This window comes from Rhizobium aethiopicum (assembly GCF_900094625.1).
GTDB classification, from domain to species: domain Bacteria; phylum Pseudomonadota; class Alphaproteobacteria; order Rhizobiales; family Rhizobiaceae; genus Rhizobium; species Rhizobium aethiopicum.
The window spans coordinates 221,583-239,582 of the sequence record NZ_FMAJ01000009.1 but is presented as its reverse complement, the minus strand read 5'-3'; the positions used below and the strand labels follow the sequence as shown (position 1 = coordinate 239,582).

The 18,000-nt window shown below is 62.1% G+C and carries 18 protein-coding genes; 4 read left to right on the top strand and 14 right to left on the bottom strand.

Going from position 1 to position 18,000, the window contains the following annotated elements; all coding sequences use genetic code 11:
* Nucleotides 1-178: 178 nt before the first annotated feature.
* The 7 genes from cimA to cysS all read right to left on the bottom strand — a co-directional run bounded on the left by cimA (nucleotide 179) and on the right by cysS (nucleotide 6,348).
* Nucleotides 179-1,792: a citramalate synthase gene (cimA, locus tag GA0061105_RS20500; RefSeq protein WP_064692453.1), complete on the bottom strand. Its 1,614-nt coding sequence runs from the start codon at nucleotides 1,790-1,792 to the stop codon at nucleotides 179-181.
* A 176-nt stretch (nucleotides 1,793-1,968) separates the two neighbouring features.
* Nucleotides 1,969-2,931, bottom strand: a complete 963-nt coding sequence (gene pip / locus GA0061105_RS20495; protein WP_064692454.1) for a prolyl aminopeptidase — start codon at nucleotides 2,929-2,931, stop codon at nucleotides 1,969-1,971.
* Nucleotides 2,928-3,404: a GFA family protein gene (locus tag GA0061105_RS20490; protein WP_064692455.1), complete on the bottom strand. Its 477-nt coding sequence runs from the start codon at nucleotides 3,402-3,404 to the stop codon at nucleotides 2,928-2,930. Before GA0061105_RS20490 ends, pip begins: the two co-directional genes overlap by 4 nt.
* Complete coding sequence (locus GA0061105_RS20485) at nucleotides 3,401-3,883, bottom strand: GFA family protein (RefSeq protein WP_064692456.1); 483 nt, start codon at nucleotides 3,881-3,883, stop codon at nucleotides 3,401-3,403. The genes GA0061105_RS20490 and GA0061105_RS20485 overlap by 4 nt, the downstream gene beginning before the upstream one ends.
* The gene (locus GA0061105_RS20480; protein ID WP_064692457.1) at nucleotides 3,883-4,359 is read right to left on the bottom strand and encodes a GFA family protein; all 477 of its coding nucleotides are present in this window, start codon (nucleotides 4,357-4,359) and stop codon (nucleotides 3,883-3,885) included. Before GA0061105_RS20480 ends, GA0061105_RS20485 begins: the two co-directional genes overlap by 1 nt.
* Complete coding sequence (locus GA0061105_RS20475) at nucleotides 4,356-4,724, bottom strand: endonuclease domain-containing protein (RefSeq protein WP_092752490.1); 369 nt, start codon at nucleotides 4,722-4,724, stop codon at nucleotides 4,356-4,358. Before GA0061105_RS20475 ends, GA0061105_RS20480 begins: the two co-directional genes overlap by 4 nt.
* Nucleotides 4,725-4,956: 232 nt before the next feature.
* Nucleotides 4,957-6,348 carry a cysteine--tRNA ligase gene (gene cysS, locus GA0061105_RS20465; protein ID WP_092752488.1) on the bottom strand — a complete coding sequence of 464 codons (1,392 nt, stop codon included), beginning with the start codon at nucleotides 6,346-6,348 and terminating at the stop codon, nucleotides 4,957-4,959.
* Nucleotides 6,349-6,668: 320 nt separating this feature from the next.
* Between cysS and GA0061105_RS20460 the strand changes: the two genes are divergently transcribed.
* Entirely contained in the window at nucleotides 6,669-7,418 is a 750-nt protein-coding gene (locus GA0061105_RS20460; protein WP_064692460.1) for a glycoside hydrolase family 25 protein, read from the top strand.
* A gap of 10 nt (nucleotides 7,419-7,428) precedes the next feature.
* Here the strand turns inward: GA0061105_RS20460 and GA0061105_RS20455 are convergent, their stop codons facing one another.
* The 5 genes from GA0061105_RS20455 to alr all read right to left on the bottom strand — a co-directional run bounded on the left by GA0061105_RS20455 (nucleotide 7,429) and on the right by alr (nucleotide 13,430).
* On the bottom strand, nucleotides 7,429-8,169 hold the full coding sequence (locus GA0061105_RS20455) for an SDR family NAD(P)-dependent oxidoreductase (RefSeq protein ID WP_092752486.1): 741 nt from the start codon (nucleotides 8,167-8,169) through the stop codon (nucleotides 7,429-7,431).
* Nucleotides 8,170-8,246: 77 nt separating this feature from the next.
* Nucleotides 8,247-9,737 (bottom strand): amidophosphoribosyltransferase, encoded by a 1,491-nt coding sequence (gene purF, locus GA0061105_RS20450; protein ID WP_092752484.1) that lies wholly within the window; start codon nucleotides 9,735-9,737, stop codon nucleotides 8,247-8,249.
* 232 nt (nucleotides 9,738-9,969) lie between these two features.
* Nucleotides 9,970-10,587 carry a CvpA family protein gene (locus tag GA0061105_RS20445; RefSeq protein ID WP_064692463.1) on the bottom strand — a complete coding sequence of 206 codons (618 nt, stop codon included), beginning with the start codon at nucleotides 10,585-10,587 and terminating at the stop codon, nucleotides 9,970-9,972.
* A gap of 90 nt (nucleotides 10,588-10,677) precedes the next feature.
* A complete protein-coding gene (radA, locus tag GA0061105_RS20440) occupies nucleotides 10,678-12,078 on the bottom strand; it encodes a DNA repair protein RadA (protein ID WP_064692464.1) in 1,401 nt (466 codons plus the stop codon).
* A 191-nt stretch (nucleotides 12,079-12,269) separates the two neighbouring features.
* The gene (alr, locus tag GA0061105_RS20435; RefSeq protein WP_092752482.1) at nucleotides 12,270-13,430 is read right to left on the bottom strand and encodes an alanine racemase; all 1,161 of its coding nucleotides are present in this window, start codon (nucleotides 13,428-13,430) and stop codon (nucleotides 12,270-12,272) included.
* Nucleotides 13,431-13,619: 189 nt separating this feature from the next.
* On the opposite strand from alr, the gene GA0061105_RS20430 reads away from it, so the two are divergent.
* From GA0061105_RS20430 to GA0061105_RS20420, 3 genes are all read left to right on the top strand, one after another.
* Nucleotides 13,620-14,441 carry an AraC family transcriptional regulator gene (locus GA0061105_RS20430; RefSeq protein ID WP_092752480.1) on the top strand — a complete coding sequence of 274 codons (822 nt, stop codon included), beginning with the start codon at nucleotides 13,620-13,622 and terminating at the stop codon, nucleotides 14,439-14,441.
* Nucleotides 14,442-14,508: 67 nt separating this feature from the next.
* Nucleotides 14,509-15,213, top strand: a complete 705-nt coding sequence (locus GA0061105_RS20425) for an AzlC family ABC transporter permease (protein ID WP_092752478.1) — start codon at nucleotides 14,509-14,511, stop codon at nucleotides 15,211-15,213.
* A complete protein-coding gene (locus tag GA0061105_RS20420) occupies nucleotides 15,210-15,512 on the top strand; it encodes an AzlD family protein (protein ID WP_092752476.1) in 303 nt (100 codons plus the stop codon). Before GA0061105_RS20425 ends, GA0061105_RS20420 begins: the two co-directional genes overlap by 4 nt.
* 23 nt (nucleotides 15,513-15,535) lie before the next feature.
* Here the strand turns inward: GA0061105_RS20420 and GA0061105_RS20415 are convergent, their stop codons facing one another.
* Nucleotides 15,536-17,032, bottom strand: a complete 1,497-nt coding sequence (locus tag GA0061105_RS20415; protein WP_064692681.1) for a replicative DNA helicase — start codon at nucleotides 17,030-17,032, stop codon at nucleotides 15,536-15,538.
* Between the two features lie 374 nt (nucleotides 17,033-17,406).
* The gene (gene rplI / locus GA0061105_RS20410; protein WP_064692468.1) at nucleotides 17,407-17,985 is read right to left on the bottom strand and encodes a 50S ribosomal protein L9; all 579 of its coding nucleotides are present in this window, start codon (nucleotides 17,983-17,985) and stop codon (nucleotides 17,407-17,409) included.
* Between the last annotated feature and the right edge of the window lie 15 nt (nucleotides 17,986-18,000).

Genomic DNA, 18,000 nt, shown 5'->3' with positions numbered 1-18,000 from the left:
TCCATCTTTGTTCTGCTTCTGATCCGGCCTAGCTTAAGCGCCGTGAATAGGCCAATTCATTTCGTTGAATGAATGCCGAGAGGATTTGAAGTAACGAGCAGGCGATGGCGAACACGGGCTCGCAATGAGGGCGGGTAGGGCGGCAAGCCGCACGGCCGCCCGACCCAGCCGAACAGTCCTATTCCGCCGCGATCTTGCCCGCCAGCTGCCGGTTCTTCATCAGCTTGTAGATGACGGAATCCATCAGCGCCTGGAACGAGGCGTCGATGATGTTCTCCGAGACGCCGACCGTCCACCAGCGCACTCCGTCGCTGTCGGTGGATTCGATCAGCACGCGGGTGATTGCCGCCGTGCCGCCATTGAGGATGCGCACCTTGAAATCGGCGAGCACCAGATCGTCGATCTCGTGCTGGTATTTGCCGAAATCCTTGCGCAGCGCCAGATCGAGCGCGTTGACTGGTCCTTCTGCTTCGGCGACCGACATCAGCGTCTGGCCGTCGATGGTGATCTTCACCACGGCTTCGGAGACGATCTTGATGCGACCGTGGGAATCGAACCGTCGCTCGATCATCACGCGGAAGCCGTCGATTGAAAAGAAATTGGGAATGGTGCCGAGCGTGCGGTGCGCCAGGAGTTCGAAGCTTGCGTCCGCTCCCTCATAGGCATAGCCGGATGCCTCGCGCTCCTTGACGATCGAGATCAAGAGATCGAGCTTCGGATCATCCTTGGCGACGATGATGCCGCGCCGCTTCAGCGCATTGATGAAGTTCGCCTTGCCGCCCTGGTCCGATACCATGACCTTGCGGAAATTGCCGACACTTTCCGGCGGCACGTGTTCGTAGGTGCGCGGATCCTTCAGCAGAGCGGAAGCATGGATGCCGGCCTTGGTGGCGAAGGCGGACGCGCCGACATAAGGCATCTGATGATCCGGCGAGCGGTTGAGCAGTTCGTCGAAAGCATGCGACAGCCGGGTGAGGTTCAGCAGCCTCTCCTCGTCGATCGCCGTTTCGAAACGTGAGGCGTAGGCGCTCTTCAGCGCCAGGGTCGGGATCAGCGTCACCAGATTGGCGTTGCCGCAGCGCTCGCCGATACCGTTCAATGTGCCCTGGATCTGTCGGACGCCCGCTTCGACAGCAGCCAATGAATTGGCGACCGCCTGACCGGTGTCGTTATGGGCGTGAATGCCCAGACAGTGTCCGGGAACGCCTGACGCGATCACCGCCTCGACGATAGCGCGCACCTCCGGCGGCTGCGTGCCACCATTGGTGTCGCAAAGCACGACCCAGCGCGCGCCGCTTTCATAGGCCGCCTTCGCGCAGGCCAGCGCGTAGGCCGGATTGGCCTTGAATCCGTCGAAGAAATGTTCGCAATCGACGATCGCCTCCTTGCCCGCGCCGACCGCTGCCTTGACGCTTTCGGCGATGCATTCGAGGTTTTCCTCGTTGGTGCAGCCGAGCGCCACGGCGACATGGTAATCCCAGCTCTTGGCGACGAAACAGATCGCGTCGCTTTTGGCCTGCAGCAGGCCGGCGATACCGGGGTCGTTGGAGACCGAAACACCTGCCCGCTTCGTCATGCCGAAGGCGACGAAGCTGGCCTGGCTCGTGCGCTTCTCGCCGAAAAAGGCCGTGTCCGTCGGATTGGCGCCCGGATATCCGCCTTCGACGTAATCGAGACCAAACTCGTCCAGCAGGGTGGCGATCGCAATCTTGTCCTCGACCGAAAAGTCGATGCCGGGCGTCTGCTGCCCGTCCCGGAGCGTCGTGTCGAAGAGATAGATGCGTTCCTTCATGTCGTTTCCTCCCGGCGAGCGGGTGTTGTTGTACTGCGGATGCTGCCCCTCATCCGGCTGCCGCCACCTTCTCCCCGTTCTGACGGGGAGAAGGCATATGCAGCACCGTCTCGCAGGGCACGTCCCCTCTCCCCGCGAGCGGGGAGAGGGCTAGGGTGAGGGGCCGCCCGAAAAGATCAGTCCGGCTTCCCGGCGAACTTGTCCGTCGCCCGGATCAGCCGATCGAGGATGCCCGGCTCCGAATAGGCGTGACCGGCGCCCTCGATCAGGTGGAACTCCGCCTTCGGCCAGGCCTTGTGCAGCAGCCAGGCATATTTTGCCGGGCAGGGCATGTCGTAGCGACCGTGCACGATCACGCCCGGAATGTCCTTGAGCCGGCCTGCCTCGCGGATCAGCTGCCCTTCATCCATCCAGCCGGCATTGACGAAGAAGTGGTTCTCGATGCGGGCGAAGGCATAGGCGAATTCCGGCTCCTCGAACTTGCCGCTGGTCGAAGGTTCGGGCAGCAGTGTGATGGTTTCGCCTTCCCAGATGCTCCAGGCCTGCGCCGCCGTGAGGCGCACGTTCCTGTCCTCGTGTGTCAGGCGGCGATGATAGGCATGCATCATCTCGTGCCGCTCTTCCGGCGGGATCGGAGCAATGAAGCGTTCCCACTTGTCGGGAAACATTTCCGACACACCGAATTGATAGTACCAGTCGAGCTCGGCCTTGGTCAGCGTATAGATGCCGCGCAGGATCAGCTCGGACACGCGCTCGGGATGGGTCTCGGCATAGGCGAGCGCCAGCGTCGAGCCCCAGGAACCGCCGAACACCTGCCAGGCGTCGACGCCCGCCATCTCCCGCAGCCGCTCGATGTCGGCGACGAGGTGCCAGGTCGTGTTGGCGTTCAGTTCCGCGTGCGGCGTCGACCTGCCGCAGCCGCGCTGGTCAAACAGCATGACGTCGTAGAGAGCGGGATCGAAAAGCCGGCGGTGCGCGGGTGAGAAGCCGCCGCCGGGACCGCCATGCAGGAAGACGGCGGGTTTGGCGCCGGGTGTTCCCGACCGTTCCCAGTAGATCACATGGCCGTCGCCGACCTCGAGATGGCCGGAGGCATAGGCTTCGATTTCGGGATAGAGGGTGCGCAGTCTCTCGGTCATATCTTCACGCCTTTCGCGGGCCAGACCTGGGTGTCGTGATCGGGATGCTGAAAGGAGATGATCGCCTCCTGTCGGGCATAGAAATCCGGGTCTTGGTGCACCGGCGCCTCGAAGATCGTCTCGACCCATGGCAGGCGGGCGTCATAATTGACCTGGATCTGCGGCGCGAGATCGCTGCGGTCGTCGAAGGTGCCGATCGCAAGCTCCAGCCCGCCCGGATGACGATAGGTCATCGGCGTGCCGCAAGTGCTGCAGAAGCCGCGTTCGATATTGACCGAGGACTGAAAGTAGCTCGGCTCGCCGCGCGTCCACTCCAGTCCTTCCTCCGGAGCGGTGACGAGCGCGGAGAAAAAGCCGCCGAACTGCTTCTGGCACATGCGGCAATGGCAGATCGAGGGCCGGCCAAGCGCGCTTGATATGCGGAAGCGCACGGCGCCGCACTGGCATCCGCCTGTTCTGATCTTATCCGTCATGAGCTTTCTCCGAGTGGCCAGCTTTTCGTGTCGTGGTCGGGATGCTGATGGTTCGTTGCTGCGATCGCATTTTCGCGGTCGGGCGTTTCAGGCTCCGGTTCCACCGGCAGGGCGTCGAGCGCGTGGAACCAGGACATCTTGTTGCCTGTGTTTGATTGCATCACGGGCTCGACCGCAGCAGGATCATCCAGTGATCCAAGCGCGATGTTGATGAAGTCCGCTTCCGGGATATCGTAGAATAGCGGCGTGCCGCAATCGCCGCAAAAACCGCGCCGCACCAGATCGGACGAGCGGAACCACTTCGGTTCGCCGCGGGTCAGCTCGAAATGCTCGCGCTTGGCCGCTGCGAGCGGCAGGAAATAGTTGCCGGCCGCCTTCTGGCACATGCGGCAGTGGCAGATATGCGGATAGCCGAGTTCGCCCTGCGCTAGATAGCGAACCGCGCCGCATTGGCATCCGCCGGTCTGTCCCGTTGTCATCAAGCGCGGTCCTCCGGCGGCCAGACCGGCGTATCGTGGTCCGGATGTTGATAGGAAATCAGCTCGTGCAGGAAAGAGCCTGCCGTAAGATCCGCCTCGGTCCGTTCTCCGGGCAGCTCGTGCAGATGATCGACGAAGCCGATCTTGCCTTCCACACCCCATTGAATGGTCGGCGGCAGCTGCGACGGATCGTCGAATGCGCCTGCGGCAACCGCCATCCCATCCGGCGCTTCATAGGTCAGCGGCGTGCCGCAATCGCCGCAGAAACCGCGCTCGACGAAATTCGAAGAGCGGAAGGTCTTGCGCGCTCCCCGCGTCCACTCGAAATCGGTGCCGCGGACCGAGACCAGCGGTGCGTAATAGGCCCCGAACGCCTTCTGGCACATCCGGCAATGACAGATCGACGAATCCTTGAGCTCGCCGCTGACCCGGAAACGGATCGCGCCGCACTGGCAGCCACCGGTGTAAGTGGTCATGGCAGGTCCTTTCCGATGGTGCGGATGATGTGGGTGCAGACATTGTCGAGATCCCGGAGAATATCGTCGTTCCAGAATCGCAGGACGGTCCAGCCATCTGCCTTTAGGCGCTCAGTCCTGATGTCGTCGTTGGAGGCATTTTCGGCAAGGGCATGCTGCGAGCCGTCTATCTCGACGATAAGCCGATGGGTCGGGCAGGCGAAATCGACGATATAGCCCGCAATCGGCATCTGCCTGCGAAAGCCAAGCCCCATTAGGGGATGGGCGCGAAGTTCGTTCCAGAGCTTTAATTCGGCGTCAGTCATAGCCTTGCGCATACGCTTGGCATTTGCCCGCCGTTGCGGCGGAATTCGTGCATGTGACATGTCCGGCCTCTCGCTCCGGGCTACACCCCCCTCTGCCCTGCCGGGCATCTCCCCCACAAGGGGGGAGATTGGCAAGACGCACCGGCCTCGCCAAATCCCGACAGTGTACCGAGCAACTCTCACCACATCGTATTGCTGATCAGGGCGAGCGGGCGCTTCCAGCCGATCTCCCCCCTTGTGGGGGAGATGCCCGGCAGGGCAGAGGGGGGTATGTCTCGCCGCCCAACCCATCCTACCGCTTGACCTCCCACGTCGTTACCCGCTCTCCGGTTGCCGGATCCTTGCCGTCCTTCAGCTGGATGCCCTTTGCCGTCAGTTCGTCGCGAATCTTGTCAGCCTCGGCGAAATTTTTTGCCTTCAGCATTTCCAGACGCATGGCGACCAGCGCATCGACCGCCGCTGCGAAGGCTTCGTCGATTTCGACCTTCTTCGGCAGCAGCCCGAGGAGGGCGGCCGTTGCGGCAAAGGTGGCGCCTGCGGCGGCATCCGTGTGAGCCGCCGGCGCCAGCGCATGCAACGCCTGCACTGCCGCGACCGTATTGAGGTCGTCGGCCAGCGCATTCAGCACGGTCTCGTCAGGCTCGGCATCATCGGCTTCCGTCGCCGGCCATTTGGCGAGCAGGCGTTCGGCTTCTTCCAACCGCTTGATCGAGAAATCGATCGGCTCGCGGTAGTGTGTCATCAGCATGGCAAGGCGCAGCACTTCGCCCGGCCATTTGCGGCCGCCGAAAATCTGCGTGTGCAGCAGGTCGTGGATGGTGACGAAATTGCCTTCGGATTTCGACATCTTGCGGCCTTCGACCTGCACGAAACCGTTATGCATCCAAACATTCGCCATCACCTCGGTGCCGTGGGCGCAGCGCGACTGGGCGATTTCGTTTTCATGATGCGGGAAGATCAGGTCCAGCCCGCCGCCGTGAATGTCGAAGATATCGCCGAGATAGCGCCGGCTCATCGCCGAGCATTCGATATGCCAGCCCGGCCGGCCGCGGCCCCAGGGGCTCTCCCAGCCGGGTTCGTCATTGCCCGACAGTTTCCACAGCACGAAATCGCCCGGGTTCTTCTTGTGTGCATCGACGGCGACGCGGGCACCGGCCTGTTGCTCGTCGAGCGGGCGCTTCGAAAGCTGGCCGTAATCCGCCATGGATTTGGTGTCGAACAGCACTTCGCCGGCTGCGACATAGGCATGGCCGTTGCCAATCAGCTTCTCGATGATCTCCGTCATCTCAACGATATTGTCGGTGGCGCGCGGCTCGAAGCTCGGCTCCAGGCAGCCGAGTTCGGCGACATCGGCGTGATATTGCATCTCGGTCTTTTCGGTGACGGCGCGGATTGCTTCATTCAGCGGTAGGGCCGGATGGTCGCGAAGCGCCCGCGCATTGATTTTATCGTCGACGTCGGTGATGTTGCGGGCGTAAGTGACGCGGTCTTCGCCATAGACATGGCGCAGCAGCCGGAACAGCATATCGAAGACGATGGCTGGCCGGGCATTGCCGATATGGGCGAAATCATAGACGGTCGGGCCGCAGACATACATGCGGACGTTGTCGGGGTCGATCGGTGCGAAGGCCGATTTTTCCCGCGTCAGCGTGTTGTACAGCTTCAGTTCCGGCTTGCGGCCCATTTCACTCTCCCAAATGCACGATCAGAAAATATCGCGACCGGCAGGCCGGGGCGTTTCGCATCTTGACTATTTGGGAGACGAAAACGGCCAGGCCAGCGCGTGCGCTAGCGAATAATCTTTCCGCAGATAATGCAGATAACCGTTTTCATGGCGCGTTTTATGGCGCGGGAATGACGTTTGGTCAAGAGGGGCGAAGAAGGAAGGGCGGCAACTGGAGCGACCTGTCCGGTTGCGCTACGTCTGCTGAGCCTCGTCTGCCATTTTCATGGCGCAAATCGCGCATAGCAAGTTCGGAAGCTGCTGAAATACTGGAGGAATGAGTGGGGAGCGTTGTTCGGTGGGCGATCGGTGCGGCTGCAATTCTGGTGGTCGCATCCGCAGTTTATTTCGCATACAATTTCGGCATGCTTCGCTTCAACAATCCATCCCAATCGCATTATCCGATTCAAGGCATCGATGTCAGCCATCACCAGGGCGCAATCGATTGGAAGACGGTGGCCGCACAGCCGAATGTGCGTTTTGCGATCATGAAGGCGACCGAAGGCGGCGATCACAAGGATTCCCGGTTCGCCGACAACTGGCAGCGTGCCGGAGATGCAGGGCTGGTGAGAGGCGCCTACCATTTCTTCACCTTCTGCCGCCCGGGCAGGGATCAGGCGCAGAATGTCCTGGCCACCGTGCCGAAGGAGCCGGGAACCTTGCCGATCGCCGTCGATCTCGAGTTCGTTGGCAATTGCAACAAGGTCCCGACGCTCGAAGAAATGACCACGGAGGTCAACGCGTTTTTCGACGAGCTGAAAGGCGTCTTCCCGGAAAAGCCGATCTTCTACGTGACGCAGGAATTCTTCGATCAATATTTGAAGGGCAATGAGGCCCGCTTCCCCGAGCACTACCTTTGGCTGCGAAGCGTCTTCAAGGAGCCGGCGCAGCAGGGTTGCAGTCGCTGGTCGATCTGGCAATTTGCCGACAACGGCACATTGGACGGCATTCGGGGAGCAGTGGATCTCAATGCGCTATGCCCGTCGGAAACAGGCTTCGCGCATCTGTTCCCAGCTGTTGCAGCCAAGTGAGACATCCGGCCTATTCCGGGAGCCGGTAATCGACGAGCTTGTTTTCCCGCACGATGAACAGCTTGCCCGTCTCGGTCACACCAGGCCCCAACAGCGGCAGGATCGCCTTGGCGACCTCGGAAGGATGGGGAAGCGTCTGCGGGTCTTCGCCGGGCACCGCCTGCGCGCGCATTGCCGTGCGGGTCGCGCCCGGATCGACGCTGGTGATGCGCAACGGCGTAGATTGGCTCTCGCCAGACCAGGTGCGGGCCAGCGCCTCGACGGCAGCCTTTGAAGCGGAATAGGCACCCCAGAAGGGGCGGCATTTGTGGGCGGCGCCCGAGGACAGGATCACCGCGCGGCCGGCATCGGAGCGGGCAAGCAGCGGATCGACGGAACGGATCAGCCGCCATGTCGCGGTCACGTTGATGGTCATCACCTTTTCGAACACCTTCGCCTCGATATGGCCGATCGGCGATATGACGCCGAGCACGCCGGCATTGGCGACGAGGATGTCGAGTTTGCCCCAGCGCTCGAAGATCGAGCCGCCGAGCGCGTCGATCGCATTCATGTCGGCAAGGTCAAAGGGCACGAGGGTCGCGCTGCCGCCGATGCCTTTGATCGCATCGTCGAGATCCTCGAGCCCGCCGACCGTGCGTGCGCAGGCAATCACATGCGCGCCTGCCTTGGCAAGCTCCAGGGCCGTGAAGTAGCCGATGCCGCGCGACGCACCGGTGACGAGTGCGATCCTGCCCTCAAGATTGATGTTCATCTGTCCCGGTTCCGGATTTGCTTGCGAAGGCGAGGGGCTCGACAGCCCCTCGGGAGGGAAGTCAAAGCAGCGGCGGTTCAGCCGTTGCTGGCAAGCATTGAAAGCTTGTTGCCCATGGATTCGCCGTTCTTGTCGAGCAGCCTGGTCGGATAGTCGCCGGTGAAGTAGTGGTCGGTGAATTGCGGGCGGGCAGTGTTGCGGTCCTCGCCCCCGACGGCGCGGTAAAGCCCGTTGATCGACAGGAAGGCAAGCGAATCCGCACCGATATATCTAGCCATAGCTTCGACGTCGGCATACTGGTTTGCGAGCAGCTTGTCGGCGTCAGGCGTATCGATCCCGTAGAAATCCGGGAAGAAGATCATCGGGCTGGCGACGCGGATATGGACTTCGCGCGCACCGGCCTCCCGGATCATCTGCACGATCTTCAGCGATGTCGTGCCGCGCACGATGGAATCGTCGACGAGCACGACGCGTTTACCTTCGATCATCGCGCGGTTGGCGGAATGCTTCAGCTTGACGCCGAAGGCGCGGATCTGCTGTGTCGGCTCGATGAAGGTGCGGCCGACATAGTGGTTGCGAATGATGCCGTATTCGAAGGGGATGCCGCTTTCCTGCGCGTAGCCGAGGGCCGCAGGCGTGCCGCCATCGGGCACCGGCACGACCACGTCGGCATCGACCGGCGATTCTTTGGCGAGATTCATGCCCATGTTCTTGCGCGTCGTATAAACGTTGCGGCCGCCGACGACCGAGTCTGGCCGGGCGAAATAGACATATTCGAACAGGCAGAGCCGCTCCGGCTGCTGTTTGCTCGGCTTGCGGGCATCGATGCTGATCGAGCCGTCGGACTGGATCTCGCAGATGATGACTTCGCCGTTTTCCACGTCGCGGACGAATTTTGCGCCGATGATGTCGAGCGCGCAGGTTTCCGAACAGAAGATCGGCTTGCCATCGAGATCGCCCATCACGAGGGGGCGGATGCCGGTGGGGTCACGTGCGGCAATCAGCTTCGTGCGGGTCATGGCGAGCATCGAATAGCCGCCTTCCATCTGGCGGATGGCATCGATGAAGCGGTCGGATGTGGAAGCGTGGCGGGAGCGGGCGATGAGATGGAGGACGACCTCGGTATCGGAGGTCGACTGACAGATGGCACCGGTCGCGATGATCTGGCGGCGCAACGTCAGGCCGTTGGTGAAATTGCCGTTATGGGCAATGGCGATGCCGCCTTCTTCCAACTCGGCAAACAGCGGCTGCACGTTGCGCATCGCTACTTCGCCTGTCGTGGAGTAGCGCGTATGGCCTATCGACATGCTGCCGGGAAGGCGGGCCAGCGTCATCGGATTGGTGTAGTGGTCGCCGACGAGGCCCATGTGGCGCTCCTGATAGAAGCGCTTGCCGTCGAAGGAGACGATGCCGGCAGCTTCCTGCCCGCGGTGCTGCAGGGCATGCAGGCCGAGAGCCGTGAGAGCCGCGGCATCGGGATGTCCCAGAATTCCGAAAACGCCGCATTCCTCATGCAGCGTATCTCCGTCGAGCGGATCGTCGATTGGGAAGGAATGGGACTGGTTCATTTCTGCGGGCCTCTGCTCTCACAAGAATGGATCGGTATTTCCAATATCATATATCGGAAACCTGGCAGCTTTCCGATAACTTCATGCTGAACGACGCCTGCTTTTCAAAGCCCGTTCGCCGGCTCTGAAACGGCTGAGGCCCGGCGGAGCTGGAATGCCCGGCCGGACCTTAGTTTCACGTCCCGCTCAAATGGCGATTGCCGGACGGCGGGTCAAGCTCTTGAACACTGTGTCAATTCGCCGGCTGCTGCGCGGCGCCTGCAGGCGCGTCTTCCGCCGGCGCTTGATCGGCCGCCGGTGGCGTGGCGCCTTCGCCGCCCTGTGCCGGCGCTTGCATCTTATCACGGAAGCTCGCCTGTATCATCTGGGCGAATTGTTCCGGCAGCACTGCCTTCAGCTTCACGACCATCGAGTCCAGGAAGGGCTTCGACTTGGCCTCGTTGACCCAGGCCGGCCGGTGGTCGACAGAGACAAGCCAGTTCCAGAAGGCGACGGCGACGACCATCAGCAGCAGGCCGCGGGCCGCGCCGAACAGGAAGCCGAGCGTGCGGTCAAGCGCGCCGATGCGGCTGTCGATGATGAAATCGGCGATCTTCATGGTAATGAAGGAGATCACGATCAGCGCAATCAGGAAGACGACGGCTGCCGAACCGGCGATCGCGATGCGGTCGTCATCGGTGTACTTCTTCGCATAGGGCACCAGGTACGGATAAAGGTAGTAGGCGGCGGCAGCCGAACCGCCCCAGCTGGCGATCGAAAGGATCTCGCGCGAAAAGCCGCGGACCATCGCCAGCACGGCGGAGAAGAGCACGACGCCGATGACAATACCGTCAAAAATCGTAATGGGCATGTAAATTCAACTCCAGGACTGCCGCTCGGCGGCCGTGTCGCGCCTTGTCGTGTGCCTCCTATATCATCACCATTCCCGGCAATGAAAGGATCAAACCTCGTCTTCCACACGCAACGCCCCCTTCGACCCGGCGATGCGCGCGACCAGATCCGGCAGGCTTTCGACCTCGCTCCACCGCCCGCCGGAACCCTTCGGCAGCTCGGCGGAGGCGGAAGGAAGCAGCGCTGCGGAAAAGCCCAGCTTCTCGGCTTCCTTGAGGCGCTGGGCGGTGTGCGCAACCGGCCGGATGGCGCCCGACAGGCTGACTTCGCCGAAATAGACGCAATCGGCGGGAAGGGCAATACCGGCGAGCGAGGAAACCAGCGCCGAGGCGACGGCGAGATCGGCCGCCGGCTCGGAGATGCGGTAGCCGCCGGCGATGTTGAGATAAACGTCGTGCTGGCCGAGCCTGACACCGCAATGGGCCTCAAGCACCGCGAGGATCATCGACAGCCGGGCCGAATCCCATCCGACTACGGCGCGACGCGGCGTGCCGAGCGAGGTCGGCGCCACCAGCGCCTGTACCTCGACGAGCACGGGACGCGTGCCTTCCATTCCGGCAAAGACGGCGGCTCCAGGTGATTTTTCGTTGCGTTCGCCGAGGAAGAGCTCGGACGGGTTGGCGACTTCGCGCAAGCCTTTGTCGGACATTTCGAAGACGCCGATTTCGTCGGTCGGGCCGAAGCGGTTCTTGACGGTGCGCAGGATTCGGTAGTGATGGCCGCGGTCGCCTTCGAAATAGAGTACCGCGTCGACCATGTGCTCGACGACACGCGGTCCCGCGATCTGCCCGTCCTTGGTGACATGGCCGACCAGCACCATGGCAGCACCCGTCTGTTTGGCGAAACGGATCATCGACTGAACGCCGGTGCGCACCTGCGTCACCGTTCCCGGTGCGGATTCGGCGAGTTCGCTCCACAGCGTCTGGATCGAATCGATGATGACGAGATCAGGCCGTTTGCCCTCGGCGAGCGTCGCCAGGATATCCTCGACATTGGTTTCGGCCGCCAGCATCACGTCGGTATCGGCGGCGGCAAGACGCTGTGCCCGCAGACGGACCTGCGCAACCGCTTCCTCGCCGGAGACGTAGATGATCTTGTGACCACGCCGCGCAAGAGCGGCTGCGGCCTGCATCAGCAGCGTCGATTTGCCGATGCCGGGATCACCACCGATCAGCACGGCCGAACCGCGCACGAAGCCGCCGCCGAGTGCCCGATCGAGTTCCGACATGGCGGTATGGATGCGCGGCGCCTCCTCGATCTCGCCCGAAAGCGCCGTCAGCGTGACCGGCCGGCCCTTCTTCGGCGTCTTGCCGGGCCCGGAGCCGATCCCGCCCATCGGGTCTTCTTCGACGATCGTATTCCACTCGCCGCAATTATCACATTTGCCGGCCCAGCGGTTATGAACCGCGCCGCAATTCTGGCAGATGAACTGTGTCCTGGCCTTCGCCATCAATGACTGCTTTCGATAAAATCTTCAGGTGAGTGTCTTCCCGTCCATGCAGGACGCGCACCACGAAGTTCGGCGTCCCGGACGATGAACTAGATACAGCGATTCGTGTAAACGAATGCCCTGAGATCAGAGTTCAGCCAATCGCGATTGACGCCCGTGAAACCCGATCGCGCGATCTGCCGAGGACATTCCTACTCCTCGGCTACATAGCGCCGTTCATGGCGCAGCCCCATGCTGGTCAGGATCTCGTATCCGATCGTGCCCGCCGCCCGCGCCACCTCGTCCAGCGGCATGTTTTTGCCGAACAATTCGACATATTCGCCGGCGCGCACGGCGTTTTCGGGCAGGTCGGTAATGTCGAAGATCGTCAGGTCCATGGTGATCCGGCCTGCCACCGGGACTTTGTGTCCAGCGATGAAGCCTTGCCCGCCCTGCGGCACGGTCTGGCGCAGAGGCACGCCGCCGCTCGACTGGCTGCGCATATAACCATCGGCATAACCTGCGGACACGATCGCCAGCCGGCTGTTGCGGCCAAGCTGCAGCGCCCGCCCGTAGCTGACGGTCTCGCCGGCCTCGACGGTGCGCACCTGGATGACACGCGCTTCCGCAGTAGCGACGGGGCGCATCGGGTTGACCATGCCGCTGACCGCCTCGCCGCCGTAGAGCGAAATGCCGGGCCGGGTCAGGTCGAAGTGATAGTCTTCGCCGAGAAAGATGCCGGCCGAGGCGGCAAGACTTGCATCGATGCCTTCATAGGCGGCGTTAACCCTGCGGAATGATTCGAGTTGGCGCTGGTTCATCGCGTGGCTGGGATCGTCGCCGCAGGCGAGATGGCTCATGACCAGCACCGGCGCGAAGCTTGCCGGCCGCGAGACGTCGTTGGCGAGAGCCAGCGCGTCGTCAATGTGCAATCCCAGCCGGTTGAAGCCGGTATCGACATGCAGCGCGCAAGGGTAATCGCCGTACTCGGCAAGCACCGCCATCCAGAAGGCGAGCTGCTCGTCGGAAGAAATCACCGGCACCAGGTCGTTCTCGAAGAAGCGCCGCTCGGTGCCCGGCCATATGCCCGAGAGCACGAAGATGCGTGCATCAGGCGCATAGAGGCGAAGCGTCACCCCTTCATCGACGGTCGCGACGAAAAAATCCCGGGCGCCCGCCAGATAGAGCGCTTCGCCGGCATCCTCGATGCCCACGCCGTAGGCATCCGCCTTGACGACCGCGGCGGCGCGCGCTGCACCCGAGCGGCGCGCCATGTCGCGCCAGTTTTCCGTCAGCGCGGTCAGGTCGACCGTCAGCCGCAGTCCTGCGGAAGCGAAAAGGTCGTCTTCGAAGGGGATGGAAAAATCTGTCATGGATCGCCGTGAAGAAATGGAAGGAAACCGCCTCGCCCAGTCTAGAGAGCATTGTAGCCGAGGGAAAGCGCAGGCGGCCAGATACCACCCTTTGCCTCTTATAGGATCACTTTTGTTCAAGACGCATGCAGGCTTCCGCGCTACTCTTACCGGATGCAGAACGTATCACAGAAAGAGGCGGCGGAGGCCATGCCGCTTGCCCACGTTGAATCGGCCCGCTTCTGGCGGGATAGCCGCTTCCGCGACATGGAGTGCCTGAGCGCCACTTTCCTGACACATGAATACGCGCCGCATGCGCACGACACCTTCAGCATCGGCGCGATAGAAAGCGGCACCCAGATCGCCACCCTCAGCGGCAGGCGAGAGGAAACCGGGCCGGGCGACCTTTATCTGATCGATCCCGGCGTCATCCATGACGGCGCTCCGGGCGGCAACGGTTACCGTTACCGTATGATCTATCCGGACATGAAGCTGTTCGTCGATGTTCTGGAGGATGTCACCGGCAAGGCCTTCCACGCGACGCCGTCTTTCTCCGGCGCACTTCCACGCGATCCGCAACTCGCCAATGCCTTTCACGCCGCTCATCGAACGCTGGAGAGCCGCGCAGGCGCGCTGGAATCGGATGAAGGCATGTTCTCGGTGCTGGCGGCGATCTTTGCGCGTCACGGCAGCGCCATCATCGTGCCCGTCGACACGCAGGAACGAAGCGCCGTCGCCCGCGCCCGCGAATACCTGGTCGAGAATTTCGACAGCGATGTCGGCCTTGAGGAACTGGCCGGCGTGGCGGGATTGAGCCGCGCTCACCTTATCCGCGCCTTCCGCAAGGAATATCATATCACACCGCACGCCTTTCTGACGGATCGGCGCGTGCAGGTGGCCCGCCGGCTGCTGCGGCAGGGGCGCACGCCGACCGATGTCGCGCTGGAATGCGGTTTTGCCGACCAGGCGCATTTCACCCGGCATTTCAAGGCGCGCACGGGTGTGACACCCGGCCAGTTCCGCACGGGCTGATCACTTTCGTTCAATACGGCCGTTTCGGGCTGGGGTACTGCTCCGCAATCTCAATAGGGAGGTTGCCATGTTGCAGCACAGCCGGCCATCCGGCGAATTTTTTGCCGGAATGCGCTCCATTTTTCCGCTTGTCGTCGCCGTCTTGCCGATCGGCCTGGTTTTCGGCGCGGTCGCCGCCACCAAGGGCTTGTCTCCGCTTGAAACGACGCTGATGAGCGCGCTTGTTTTTGCAGGCGGTTCGCAATTCGTGGCGATGGACATCTGGACGCATCCGGCAAGCTGGATCGGCCTTGGCTTCGCGGCCCTTCTGGTCAATATCCGCCACGTGCTGATGAGTGCGTCGGTCGGCACGAAGATGCAGTCCTTCTCCGGCATCAAACGCTATGTCGCCATGCTTTTCCTCGCCGACGAGCTCTGGGCCATGGCGGAATTTCGAGCCGGCAGCACGCGGCTGACACCCGCCTGGTATGCCGGCATCGTCACGCCCTTCTACCTCACCTGGGTCGGCTCTTCGCTGACGGGTGCGCTGCTCGGCGCCTTTCTCGGCAACCCTGCCGTCATCGGCCTCGACTTCGCCTTTCCTGCGGTTTTCGTCGTGCTCGTCATGGGCTTCTGGAAGGGCCCGGAAACCGGCGCCGTCCTTGCCGCAAGTGGTGTCGCCTCGGTTGCGGTCCACCACTTTGTGCCGGGCGTCTGGTATATCGCCGCCGGTGCACTCGCCGGGCTGGCAACGGCGCTTTGGCAGGGCAGGGCGCGGGAGCAGGCGGCATGACGCTCGACCTCAATACCCTTATCGCCATCCTGGCGATGGCTGTCGCAACGGTCTTCACCCGCGTCAGCGGTCTCGCGCTGATCCATCATGTCGAGATGGATGAGCGCCGGAAAACGGCGATCGAGGCCATTCCGCCGGCGGTGCTGATGGCCGTCATCGCCCCGACCGCCTTTGCGGCCGGTTGGGCAGAGACACTCGCCTGCGTGGTCACCGCAATCGCCGCACGCCGTCTGCCGATGCTTGTGAGCGTCGTAATGGGCGTCGCGACGGTTGCCCTGTTGCGGGCCGCAGGGCTCTAAAGAAATTGACGCGGGAAACCGCGTCAATGTTCCTCGTACTGGATGAAGGAAGGATCGGCGAGATCGGCAAACCGCGTGAATTCCGCTTGGAAGGCGAGCTTCACCGTGCCGGTCGGACCGTGACGCTGCTTGGCGATGATGACGTCGGCTGTGCCCTTCACCTTGTCGAACAGCGCTTCCCATTCCGGATATTTCGGATCGTGAGGATCGCGCGGCTCCTGGTTCTTGACGTAATATTCCTCGCGGAAAACGAAGAGCACGACGTCGGCGTCCTGCTCGATCGAGCCGGATTCACGAAGGTCGGAGAGCTGCGGGCGCTTGTCGTCACGGCTTTCGACTTGGCGTGACAACTGCGACAGCGCGATGATCGGAACGTTGAGCTCCTTGCCGAGCGCCTTCAGGCCGGTGGTGATCTGGGTGATTTCCTGGACGCGGTTGTCGCTTGACTTGCCCGAGCCGGTCATCAGCTGCACGTAGTCGACCACGAGCACGTCGAGGCCGCGCTGGCGCTTGAGGCGGCGCGCCCGCGCTGAAAGCTGGGCGATGGAGATGCCGCCGGTCTGGTCAATATAGAGCGGCACCTTCTGCATCATCATCGAGCAGGCGACGAGCTTTTCGAAATCGGCATCGTTGATGTCGCCGCGGCGGATCTTGGAGGAGGAAACTTCCGTCTGCTCGGAGATGATACGAGTGGCGAGCTGTTCTGATGACATTTCGAGTGAGTAAAAGCCGACGACACCGCCGTTCTTGGCTTTCATGCTGCCGTCCGACTGCACTTCGCCCTCATAGGCGGCAGCGATGTTATAGGCGATGTTGGTTGCAAGCGAGGTCTTGCCCATGCCGGGACGACCGGCGAGGATGATCAAGTCCGAACGCTGCAGGCCGCCCATCTTGGCATCGAGCGAATGAATGCCGGTGGAGATGCCCGAAAGCCCGCCATCGCGTTCCTTGGCGACGGCCGCCATGTCGATGGCGAGCGCCACGGCGTCGTTGAATGATTGGAAGCCGCCGTCGTAGCGGCCGTTTTCGGCGAGCTCGAAGAGGCGGCGTTCGGTATCCTCGATCTGCGACTGCGGCGGCATGTCGAGCGGCGCGTCATAAGCGATGTTGACGACATCCTCGCCGATGGTGATCAGCGCCCGGCGCAACGCAAGGTCATAGATCGCCCGGCCGTAATCCTCGGCATTGATGACCGTGACGGCATTGCTGACGAGGCTTGCCAGATATTGCGAAACGGTCATGTCGCCGACCTTCTCGTCGGCCTTCAGGAAGGTCTTGATCGTCACCGGATTGGCGATCTTGCCCATGCGAATGATGTCGCCGGCGACCTCGAAGATCTTCCGGTGCAGCGGTTCGTAGAGATGGATCGGCTTCAGGAAGTCCGACACCCGGTAATAGGCGTCGTTGTTCATCAGGATGGCGCCGAGAAGCGCCTGCTCGGCTTCGATATTGTTGGGTGCTTCGCGGTAATGCTGCTCCGACGGAGCAACGGCTGCAATCTTTCGAGCGGCGTCGTTCATCATCATCCGTTCTGTCTTTTTCCAACTCCGGATTTGCAATTCCGGATGGAGAAAATCAAGGGGCTGCGAAAGGAGCGGGGCTCGTCGTGACTCAATCCTGAACGCTGTGCCCATTGTTCGACTTCTCCACAGTCCCGGGCGCCACAACTAAGAAATACTGGCAGTGTCACCTGCAGGACACGGTGCGGAGCCGACTCAGCTCACCCCGCTCCGGAGAAGGATATGTTAGCGCGATGACATCGGGCACGCAGCAAAAACATCCGGACAATCCCCTGTTAAACGCCGACCGGCGGCCGCGGGGACGCTGAACAAACGGAAACGAAAAAGCCCGGCGCGGTGGCCGGGCTTTCCTCTCGCGGAATGTCCGGCGAGAATTATGCTTCGTCTTCGTCGATGCCGTCGGCTTCCGGATCGAAGAAATCTTCCGGACGCAGCGCGTCTTCATCGACGCCGTAGATCGCGTCTACCGAGGTGAGTTCTTCGCCCTTTGCCTGGCGCTCTGCCTCTTCGGCAGAACGGGCAACGTTCAGTTCGACGTTGATTTCGACTTCGGCATGCAGCTGCAGCTCGACCTTGTGCAGGCCGATTGCCTTGATCGGCGTGTTGAGGTGAACCTGGTTGCGGCCGATGTTGAAACCTTCGGCGGCGAGGATCTCGACGACGTCACGGGCAGCGACCGAGCCGTAGAGCTGGCCGGTTTCGCCGGCGGAGCGCACGACGATGAAGGACTTGCCGTCGAGAACGTCGGCGACCTTCTGGGCTTCCGACTTGCGCTCGAGGTTGCGGGCTTCGAGCGTCGCGCGCTCGGCTTCGAAGCGGGTCTTGTTGGCGGCGTTGGCGCGCAGCGCCTTGCCGAGCGGCAGCAGGTAGTTACGGGCAAAGCCGTCGCGAACCTTTACGGTTTCGCCCATCTGGCCGAGCTTGGAGATGCGTTCGAGAAGAATGACTTCCATTTTCTTTTCCTTTCT